This is a genomic window from Streptomyces sp. DT224 (assembly GCF_049844595.1).
Classification (GTDB): domain Bacteria; phylum Actinomycetota; class Actinomycetes; order Streptomycetales; family Streptomycetaceae; genus Streptomyces.
Genome location: NZ_JBNCLI010000020.1, coordinates 17,660 through 26,817, shown reverse-complemented (window position 1 = coordinate 26,817; position 9,158 = coordinate 17,660). Strand labels below are relative to the sequence as shown.

Below are 9,158 nucleotides of genomic sequence, written 5' to 3'. Positions count from 1 at the left end.
GGGCCCATCCGGCCACCACAGGGGCGCCGAAACAGCCCTCGCCGCCACAGACCGCAATGCCCACACCGACACCACGCAGCCAGAGGCGACAAAACCCCTTCCCACCCACACCGGCCAGCCCGGACGAGTCCGCCGACAAGCCACAACAGCAGAGTGAACCACTCGGTGAGGCCGGTCCCGGGCGGGGGCCGGCCGCCCTTCCACGTAGGGATCAGGCGCGGGCCCGCAGCGTGAGCGCCCGGCCCAGGCAGCCGAGGGCCGCCGTGCAGGCCAGGGTGCGGGCGGCGTTGGCCGGCGTCCAGGCGCCGCGGAACCGGTCGCGGATCACGGCGATCTCGGGTCCGGACGCCTCCGCGGTCAGCCGGGCGAGCTGCCGGTTGAGGGGGATGTTGACCTTCATCGTGACGGCGACGGCCGCCGAGTACAGGGCGAGCGCCGCCCAGGTCCAGCGGGCGGCGCGGGTGTGGCCGAGGCGGCGCAGGGAGACGCCCGAGACCCCGGTGGCCAGGAACGCGCCGAAGAAGACAAGCCCGAACAAGCCGTTCTCGATGGCGTCGTTGATGTGTCCCATGGCGCTCGCGAAGGCCGCGTCGTCGGTACGGTCGAGCCCGGGCATGACGGACACGTCGAACGCGAAGTACAGGCCCGCGCTCAGCCCCATGGCGATGGTGGCCGCGTAGAGCGAGGCTTCGGTGCGTCCGCCCGGCCGGGCCGGGAGCGAGGTGGTCGGCGCGGTGGCGGTCATGGCTTCTCCTCGGCGGTACGCAGTACGGGGGCGAGCAGGCGTTCGTAGCGGCGGCGCAGCACCGTGCGGCCGAGCAGCCGTACCGGCGGCGGGATGGTCGCGGCGACCTGGGCCGCGGCGGCGGGGCCGGCCCCGTCGAACATCCAGGGCTGGAGCCGGCCGAGCACGCCGGGCGGGGCGGTGCGCAGCAACCGCCGTTCCAGGGAGGCGTAGCGGGCGGCGCCGAGCGCGGTGAAGGCGGGAAAGGCGATGCGTTCCTCGGCGGCGAGGTGGTCGCGCAGGACGGCGGCGAAAGCGTCGGCGGCGGGGCGCAGCGCTGCGGGGCCGGTGCCCGGGCGGAGGGCTGCGCCGACGGCGTCCATCGCCGCGTCGAGGCGTTGGTGGTCGCCGTCGATGGCGTCGGCGGCCTGTGCGAAGCCGGGGACGGTGCGCCGCAGCCCGGGCCACAGGACGGCGTCCTCGCTGTGGTGGTGCCAGTCGATCACCTCGCGCAGGCTGTGCCACCAGGTGACCACACCGCCGGTGGGGGTGCCGGGCCCGGAGTGTGCGACGTCGACGAGCCGGGCGGCGTCGCGGCGCATCGCGATGTGCATCAGCGCGAATCCGTGGAAGTGCCCGGGCAGCGACGGGAGGTGTTCGCTCGTCATCGGTTCGGTACCGGTCATGGGTGCCTCCTCACGCGGGGGGGGTGGGACGGGGACGGGCGGCCGCGGTGTGCGGCCGCCCGCCCCGCGGGTCCCGGTGTCGGTCAGGCGTTCCAGACGCCGCTGGCGGCGGCGTCCCGGGCGAAGTCTGCGAAGTCCTTCGGCTTGCGGCCGGTGGCCTCCTCGACCCCGTGCACGAGGTGGGCGTTGCGGCCGTCGAGGATCAGCCCGAACAGGTCGGCGAACTCGACGGGGAGCCCGTTCTCCTCCAGGGCCTGGCGGTACTCGTCCACGCTGACGGGGATGTACGTGATGGTGCGGCCGGTGGCCTTGCCCAGCTCCTGGGCGATGTCGCCGAAGCTGAGCAGGCGCGGGCCGGACAGCTCGTACGTCTTGCCGATGTGCTCGTCGTCGGTGAGCGCGGCGACGGCGACGTCCGCGATGTCGTCGGCGTCCACGAAGGGCTCCACCGCGTCCCCGGTCGGCAGGACGATCTCGCCGGCCATGACCAGGTCGTGGAAGAAGCTCTCGCTGAAGTTCTGGTTGAACCAGCTGGCGCGGACGACGGTCCAGTCCGCGCCGGACTCCTTCACCTTGTCCTCGCTGATGACCGCGCCCTCCTCGCCGCGCCCGGACAGCAGCACTAGGCGGCGCGCCCCCTTGGCGACAGCGGCCTTGGCGAACGCGCCGACGGTCTCGGCGGCCCCCGGGAAGGCGAGGTCGGGGTAGTAGGTGATGTAGACGGCGCTCACCCCGTCGAGGGCGGCGTCCCAGGTCGCGGGGTCCTCCCAGACGAAGGGGGGCGTGCCGGAGCGCGATCCGATGCGTACGGGGAGCCCTTTGGCGGACAGCCGCTCGGCGACCCGCCGCCCGGTTTTGCCCGTGCCGCCGATCACAAGGGTCGTGTTCGTCATGTTCGTCCCGTCTGTCGTGGCCTGCGTGGTGGTGTGGTTCTCGTCGTGAGGCAGTGGTCGCGTGCGGAGGGTGGTGGGGTCCGCACGGTGGCGGCGGTGGCGGCGCTGTCCGGTGGGGGCGGCTGGGGAAGGACCGTCGGGTACGGCCTTCATCCGCAGCGTAGGCAGCCCTTCGCCGGACGAGCCATGTCACCGGGCCTTGTCTCCAGCGGTTCTCCAGGGGGACTCTGGGCGGTCACCTCGTACGGTGGCGGGTCAGTAGCGGTAGTGGTCGGGCTTGTACGGGCCTTCGGCCTGGACAGGGTCGAGAAGATGTCGCAGGAGGCCCAGCGCACCTGCGCGCCGAGCGCGGGTGCCCGGATCACCGGTTCGCTGCACATGACGGTGACCGACGCGTTCGCCGCGCTGACGAGGGTCACTGGCCGCCTCGGGCTCGGCCCGCGTTGAAGTACGACGCCTCGGGGCACCGGCCCCCCGCGGCAGTCCTGGAGCGCCGGGCCGCGCCACAGCTCCAGGGCGCCGTGCCGGACGTCGGTGGCCGGCATGATCTCCGGGGTGATCGGGGTGGTGCAGCCGGCGGCCGCCACCCGGCCCCGCAGCCGCAGGCAGCATCGTGCCGGTCTGGAGGTGTCGCATGCCGAGTTCTTCCCACGATCCACTACGAGGCGCCCGGCAGGGCGCTGCCCCAGCCTCCGGCCGGCGGCCCGTTCCGGGCAACGCCTCTCTGGGACAGGCACGTTAACCTGCGGGTTAACGCAGAGGAGGAGAGCGTGGAACTCAGGGACATCGAGATCTTCCTGACGCTGGCGCGGGAACTGCACTTCGGCCGCACCGCCGAGCGCCTGTACGTGACACCGGCCCGCGTCAGCCAGGCGGTCAAGAAGCAGGAACGCGGCATCGGCGGCGCCCTCTTCGAACGGACCAGCCACCACGTCCGTCTGACCCCGCTCGGACAGCAGCTCCATGACGACCTTCTCCCCGCATACCAGGCACTGCGTCACGGCCTGGAGCGCGCCGCGCAGACCGCCCGCGGCGCACCAGATGTGCTGCGGCTCGGCATGATCTCCAGCAACACCGGTGACCTGCGGCCGGTACTCGACGAGTTCGCCGCCCGGCGCCCGGGCTGCACCGTACAGATCCGGGCCGTGGCCTACGACGACCCCTTCGCCCGGTTGCGCGACGCAACCGTCGACGTCCTGCTCGTCTGGCTGCCCATCGAGGAGCCCGACCTGACCGTCGGCCCGGTCGTATGCACCGAGCCCGTCGTGCTCGTCGTCTCCGCCACCCACCGGCTGGCCGCCCGTGCCTCGGTCTCGTACGAGGACCTGGCCGACGAAGCCGTGGTCACCGGAGCGTCCCCCGCGTACTGGCGTCAGGCCCTGATCCCCGCCCTGACCCCGAGCGGCCGCCCCATCCCCGCCGGCCCGTCCGTGTCGGACGGCACCCAACTGTTCGCCGTCGTCGCGACCGGCGAGGCAGTCTGCCCGGCCTTCGCACACGGAACCCGCTACTACGCCCGCCCGGACATCGCCTACGTCCCGATCCACGACGCACCCCTCAGCCACTGGGCATTCTGCTGGCGCAGCGACACAGAGACCGACACCATCCGCACACTCGCCTCCACGGCAGCAGACCTCGGCCCACTGACCCTGTAACCGCACCGGCGACGCCAGCCCATCTTCGTGCATCAGTCCGCGGTGTCCGGTGCGTCTTCGAGCTCTCGGCTCCGCTCGAACTGGGGCGACCCCACTTCTCGGGCATGCGCCCGGAGACGACGTCGGCGACGGACGAGGAGGGCAGTTCCCCGTCCAAGCCGAGGGCGGGCATGCCGCGGATGACCCCGAGCGCGGTGAGTCCGTAGCCGCCCCCGATCGAGTGCGTGCCGAACTTCAGGACAGCGGCGACGGCCGCATCCGCCACGACGGAGAAAGTCAGGCTCCCACCAGGAGAACCCGCAGTCCGCGACGGCCTGGGAAGGTTGCCGAGAATCACGGCGGTGAAGATCCCGTCGCGTAGACACGGACGTCCCACTCCGGTCCGTCGACATTCCCGACGTGTATCGCTCGGGCATGACGGGCGGCTGTGGCTTCGTCGAGACCGGAGCCGCCCGGCATCCGGTCGTTGACGTCGACCGGCGATGAGCGCCACCCGCGCCGCTCAGGCGTGGGCCGCCGCCGCAGCGACGATCCAGTTCGTGCACTCGACGGCGTAGTGGCGCAGGTGGTGGTCCAGGACGTCCTTCGGGCAGGACGTGGGGACGTAGACCGTGAGGTTCGCGGTGAACCCTTCGGCGGTGTCGCCGAACTGGATCAGCCGCCCGCCCGACGACCGGCCCCGTCGTCGGCCCAGGCCATCGCGGCCGTGCCCCAGCCGCCCGTGTAGAAGGAGCAGACGTGGGGGCCGATGTTTTCCCCCACGAGCGCGCCGGTGTCGTCGGTGCCCCTCACGTAGCGCTCGGGGTGCGCCGCGAGCAGCGGGGCGCGAGTCGTCGCTGTCCGGCATCGTGAACGCCTACGCGCACGCCCAGCTGCAGTCCTTCGCCGACAGCAACAACCTGTTGCCCGAACTGCTGCGCGCACGAGGCGCCAAGCCCTCGGACCGCGGCGCCTGCTTCCACAACTCCGTACGCCCCGACCCGGCGACCGGCGAGACGGCCCAGCGCCGCTACGCGGACGAACTCAGCGACATGGCGGTCGCCTACCTCCTCACGCCTGACCGCCGGGGCCCCGCCCGTGGCTGTGCGCCCGGCCCACCTCTGGGCAGAACGGCCGGTCACAGCCGGCGGCGGCAATGAACGTGTGGCGTCGGCCCCGTCGAACGCCTCGCTGAAGCGCATCAAAGCATCCGCAGGAACGGACACGACTGCGGCGAACAGCTTGTTCTTCGACCGGAAGATCTGCATCACCAGTGACGCGTCCACCCCGGCGTCGGCCGCGACCCGCCGGATCGGGGTCCCGGTGAAGCCGTCGCCCGCGAAACGGGCGCGGGCCGCGGTGAGGATCGTTTGCCGGGTCGTACTCAGCGGCACGTCCGCTGAGCGGGCTTCCGCCTCCCCGGGGGCAGCTGTCGCCGCGCGGGATCAGTCGAGCCCGGTGCTCGTGCCCGGGGCCTGCCGGTGATAGCGGGCGGGACCCTGGGGCCACGCTCCCCGAGAAAGCCTCGAAGGCGGCACCGCCCCCGTCGCCTCGGGCGGTGCCGGCGCAGTATCGGCAGTCGTCTGGTGCGGGGGCAGCAGTTGCCGTAGGGTGCCGGACGATCCATGGGAGCGCTCCCATGCGTCGAGCGCTCCCATGCGTCCCTCCGGCCTCACCCGATTGGAGAACTTCGCATGCGCTACCTCCTCTCCGTCCGGCGGCTGCACCGGCTGCTCATCGCCGTCGCCCTGGCCGGCGTCACGGTGGTGACCGCCACCGGCGGCGCTCCGGCACACGACCGCCACGGCGGCCGGCCGATTGGCGGTTGTTCCCCCGACCCGGCGTTACTGTTCTGCGAGGACTTCGAGGAGCTGCCGCGGGGCGCGGGCACCAGCCTGCGCTGGGGCGTGGACACCCGCAACGGCGCACTGTCCGTCGAACGCGAGCGGGGCCGGGGACACGGCGGGGAGCGCGGCGCGGACCAAGTACTCCGGGTGCGCACCGAGGGCAACGGGTACGCGTTCCTGGAGGTCGACGAGTTCTCCGCCCCGGACAACAGCTTCTTCGGCCGGATGCGGGTGAAGGTCGACGCCTTCCCCACCGCTCCGGACTGGGCCCACTTCACCCTGGTGGAAGCCACCGGCCGGGGCGACGGCAGCGTGGTCCGACCGATCGGCGGCCAGTACGTACCGGCCGTCGGCAACGGGGTGCAGCTGTGGGGCATCGGCTCCGACGGCGGTCCCACCGGCGACTGGACCGACTGGCGCGAGTCCGCCCCGGCCGAACCGGGGAAGTGGACGTGCCTGGAATGGCAGGTGGACGCCTCGGACAACCGGGTGGCGGTATGGATCGACGGCGAGCCCCAGCCCGACATGACCGTCACCACCACCCGGCACGGAGGCAATCCGGTGGACTTCGTCCTGCCCGCCTTCGACACCGTCCGCATCGGCTGGCAGCTCTACCAAGGCAATCCCACCCCGGACTCCTACGACCTGCGCCTGGACGACTTGGCGCTGTCCACGGAACGCGTCGGATGCAGCCGCTGAGCGGCACCATGAGCCGGCGCCCGCTCAGGGCGCCGGCCGGTTGAGACCGACGGCGAGCAGGGCGGTGACGGCCAGTGCCACGACAGCCGACACCGCCCTCGCCCGCTCCGGCGGGCAGCGTGTTCAGCCCAGGCCCGGCGCAGGGCCTCAGAGCGGGAGACGTCGACCTGATGGCGGTGCTCGATGCGGGCCTGCTCGATCGGGCCATCCGGTCGTGGCCGTCACCTGCGGCTCGGGGAGCACCCGGAGGCTGACCGCCCACACCGCCCCGGTCTGCCTCCACCGCCTTCGCGATCGAGGGGGCGACGGCGACGCGGCTCGCGGGCACTACGGCCTGGGGACTGTCGTCAAACTCCCCTCGTCGCCCGGAGGGCGGCCGCCGGGCGTCCGGTGCATCATCCCCACGTTCTCGGCTTCGCTCGAACAGGGGAGCTCCGCCTCTCGGCGTGCCGGCCGCGACCCTCGTACTGGACGTACGAGGGATCTCGGCCGGTGCGGCGAGAGTGCGTGCCACCTTCGGCGACACCGCCTATTCCACCGGGCCGACCCGTCAGGCCCTGCACCGGGCGGGACACCGGCTGTTCCTCAAACCCGCACCACTACGGCCCGCTGTCCCGGGCGGCTTCACCCTCGACGACTTCACCATCGACACCACCACCGGCACGGTGACCTGCCCCGCCGGACACACCGTTCCCCTGTCCAGGCCCGGGGGACAACGACAGCAGCGCACAGCCAAGTTCACGAATCTGTGCATCGGATGCCCCTTGCGCGGACGGTGCACCACAGCCAGGGCCGGACGCATCCTGACCATCCGCCCGCACCACGACACCCAGGCAGCCGCCCGACGTCAGGCCGCCACCGACCCCGCCTGGCAGGCCGATTACCGCCGCCGGCGGCCACCGGTCGAACGCGCCGTCGCCTGGATCGTCCACCACGGCAACCGCAGACTCCGCTACCGCGGAACCATCAAGAACGACCTCTGGCTCCACACCCGAGCCGCCGCCCTCAACCTCCGCCGACTGATCAACCTCGGACTCACCCACACCCAAGGCACCTGGCACCTCGCCACCGTCAGCGCATGACCGGCGGGGTGGTCCGACCTCACAGCCGGACCACCCCGCCCCAAGATCTTCATCAGTCTTCTAGGCGCGTACGCCACCGTGCAGCACCGCGTCCCGCGCCGTGCGGGCGGCCTCCGCCGCGGCGTCGTGGTCGAGGCGTTCGTTCATAACGACCGTGCCGTAACTGCCGTCGTCCACCCAACTGCACGCCACATGTGCGCCGGTCGCCTCCCTGTCCTCCGCGAACGAGACGCAGCGAAGCCTGCCCCCGCCCGGACCGGCATCCGGCTGCCAGATCTCGTTGATGGTCGAGTCCGACTCCGACAGCCCCAACTCATATCCCTTCAGGACCGCGTCGGGGGTGCCCCGGAAGTCACCGGTCACGCCGACGATGACGGCGCCCGGGCCGCTCCTGTCGCCCAGGACCGACAGGTCGCCGTAGAGGTAGGCGAACGCGCCCTCGACGTCCAGGGTCTCCGTCCACAGCGACGCGAGATCGGAGCCGACACCGTCCACCACCGGAACGGCGGAGGCCAGCGACTCACCCCGGAACTCCTGCGGCGGCGTGACCGTGTAGCGCGGGTAGTCCCTGGGCTCGGCCGGCACGGTCTTGAGTGCCATCGGCGAGACCAACGCGAACACCGCGAGGGTGAGCGCCGCGCCCAGCACCGCGAAGTCACGCAGCCCCGGCGGGGCCGGCGGACTCGCCGGTTCGGGCGTGCCGGCCGGGAGCGGCACAACGCGGTCCATGGCACGGATGCGGGCGCCGCTCTCCAGCACGGTGAGCAGCCGGTACGGGACGAGGGCCAGCACGGCGCCGGCACCCGCCCACACCGACCAGCGCGCCGACGCGTCGAGGACGAGCGTCAGGGCGCCCACCGCCAGGACGGCGAGGATGCTCAGATACGGTGCTCTGATCAGCCACAGGAGCAGCGGGCGGCCGGGCCGGGTGAACGCGGTGAGCGTCTCGGCGCGGATGGCCAGGCGCAGGCTGTACGGGCGCTGCCCCGCCTCTTCCTCGGCGAGTCGGGCCGCCTCGGCCAGGCCGGGGGCGGCGGCCAGGGCCTGGCGGACGTCGTGGCGCTGGGTGTGGGCGAGGGAGTGCTGGGGCGTCGCGCTCTGCGTCGTCCAGAGCGGAGCCGGGTCGCGGAGCCGCTGGGCCTCCGGCGAGCCGGGGGCCAGCTCCTCGACCCGCGCCATGAGCTGCGCGGCGCGGGCGGCGCGGCCGGGGCGCTCCAGTCCGTCGGCGGCCCGGCAGAGCTCGGCGTACGCGGCGAGCAGGACCAGGTTGTCGGGGAAGGCGTCGAGGCCCCGGCGGTAGACGCGCTCGGCCTCGTCGTCGTGGTCGTCCTCGTCCTCGGCGACATGCGCCCGGCCCAGCAGTGCGTACAGCTCCGGGTCGGGGCCGTACTCCTCCAGTGCGGCGGTGGCCCGCTCGCGGGCCTCGCCGCGGCGCTTGGCCGCGAGCGCGTCCCGTACGGCTTCCAGCGCGGCGGCGGCCTCCGGTGACCGCTGCTCCGCCTCCGGCTCTGCCGGCTGTGCCTTGTCGGGCGTGTTCGCGTGCCCGGTGTCCTGCATGAAGATCCCCACCCTGTGAAGCGACCGGCGACGGCC

10 protein-coding genes and 1 pseudogene are annotated in these 9,158 nt (G+C 72.7%); 5 read left to right on the top strand and 6 right to left on the bottom strand.

The window, feature by feature from the left end; all coding sequences use genetic code 11:
- Positions 1-211: 211 nt before the first annotated feature.
- From ACLQ2N_RS34930 to ACLQ2N_RS34920, 3 genes are all read right to left on the bottom strand, one after another.
- Entirely contained in the window at positions 212-745 is a 534-nt protein-coding gene (locus ACLQ2N_RS34930; RefSeq protein ID WP_425819623.1) for a DUF1772 domain-containing protein, read from the bottom strand.
- Complete coding sequence (locus ACLQ2N_RS34925; protein WP_425819621.1) at positions 742-1,410, bottom strand: hemerythrin domain-containing protein; 669 nt, start codon at positions 1,408-1,410, stop codon at positions 742-744. Before ACLQ2N_RS34925 ends, ACLQ2N_RS34930 begins: the two co-directional genes overlap by 4 nt.
- An 83-nt stretch (positions 1,411-1,493) precedes the next feature.
- Positions 1,494-2,303 carry an NmrA family NAD(P)-binding protein gene (locus tag ACLQ2N_RS34920; protein ID WP_425819619.1) on the bottom strand — a complete coding sequence of 270 codons (810 nt, stop codon included), beginning with the start codon at positions 2,301-2,303 and terminating at the stop codon, positions 1,494-1,496.
- A 267-nt stretch (positions 2,304-2,570) separates the two neighbouring features.
- Here ACLQ2N_RS34920 and ACLQ2N_RS34915 point away from each other — a divergent pair, with 267 nt between their 5' ends.
- Together ACLQ2N_RS34915 and ACLQ2N_RS34910 are read left to right on the top strand one after the other, a co-directional pair.
- A complete protein-coding gene (locus ACLQ2N_RS34915) occupies positions 2,571-2,750 on the top strand; it encodes a hypothetical protein (RefSeq protein ID WP_425819747.1) in 180 nt (59 codons plus the stop codon).
- A gap of 323 nt (positions 2,751-3,073) precedes the next feature.
- Positions 3,074-3,958: a LysR substrate-binding domain-containing protein gene (locus ACLQ2N_RS34910; protein ID WP_425819617.1), complete on the top strand. Its 885-nt coding sequence runs from the start codon at positions 3,074-3,076 to the stop codon at positions 3,956-3,958.
- A gap of 654 nt (positions 3,959-4,612) precedes the next feature.
- Here ACLQ2N_RS34910 and ACLQ2N_RS34905 read toward each other — a convergent pair.
- Positions 4,613-4,750, bottom strand: coding sequence for a hypothetical protein (locus tag ACLQ2N_RS34905; RefSeq protein WP_425819615.1), 138 nt, complete (start codon positions 4,748-4,750; stop codon positions 4,613-4,615).
- Between the two features lie 56 nt (positions 4,751-4,806).
- On the opposite strand from ACLQ2N_RS34905, the gene ACLQ2N_RS34900 reads away from it, so the two are divergent.
- On the top strand, positions 4,807-5,097 hold the full coding sequence (locus ACLQ2N_RS34900; RefSeq protein WP_425819745.1) for a hypothetical protein: 291 nt from the start codon (positions 4,807-4,809) through the stop codon (positions 5,095-5,097).
- Between the two features lie 78 nt (positions 5,098-5,175).
- On the opposite strand, the pseudogene ACLQ2N_RS34895 reads toward ACLQ2N_RS34900, so the two are convergent.
- A pseudogene (locus ACLQ2N_RS34895) lies at positions 5,176-5,331 on the bottom strand (TetR/AcrR family transcriptional regulator); the annotation flags it as partial.
- Between the two features lie 300 nt (positions 5,332-5,631).
- Between ACLQ2N_RS34895 and ACLQ2N_RS34890 the strand changes: the two are divergent.
- Together ACLQ2N_RS34890 and ACLQ2N_RS34885 are read left to right on the top strand one after the other, a co-directional pair.
- A complete protein-coding gene (locus ACLQ2N_RS34890; RefSeq protein ID WP_425819613.1) occupies positions 5,632-6,483 on the top strand; it encodes a hypothetical protein in 852 nt (283 codons plus the stop codon).
- A gap of 446 nt (positions 6,484-6,929) precedes the next feature.
- Positions 6,930-7,565, top strand: coding sequence for a transposase (locus tag ACLQ2N_RS34885; RefSeq protein WP_425819611.1), 636 nt, complete (start codon positions 6,930-6,932; stop codon positions 7,563-7,565).
- 60 nt (positions 7,566-7,625) lie between these two features.
- Here the strand turns inward: ACLQ2N_RS34885 and ACLQ2N_RS34880 are convergent, their stop codons facing one another.
- The gene (locus ACLQ2N_RS34880; protein ID WP_425819609.1) at positions 7,626-9,122 is read right to left on the bottom strand and encodes a tetratricopeptide repeat protein; all 1,497 of its coding nucleotides are present in this window, start codon (positions 9,120-9,122) and stop codon (positions 7,626-7,628) included.
- Between the last annotated feature and the right edge of the window lie 36 nt (positions 9,123-9,158).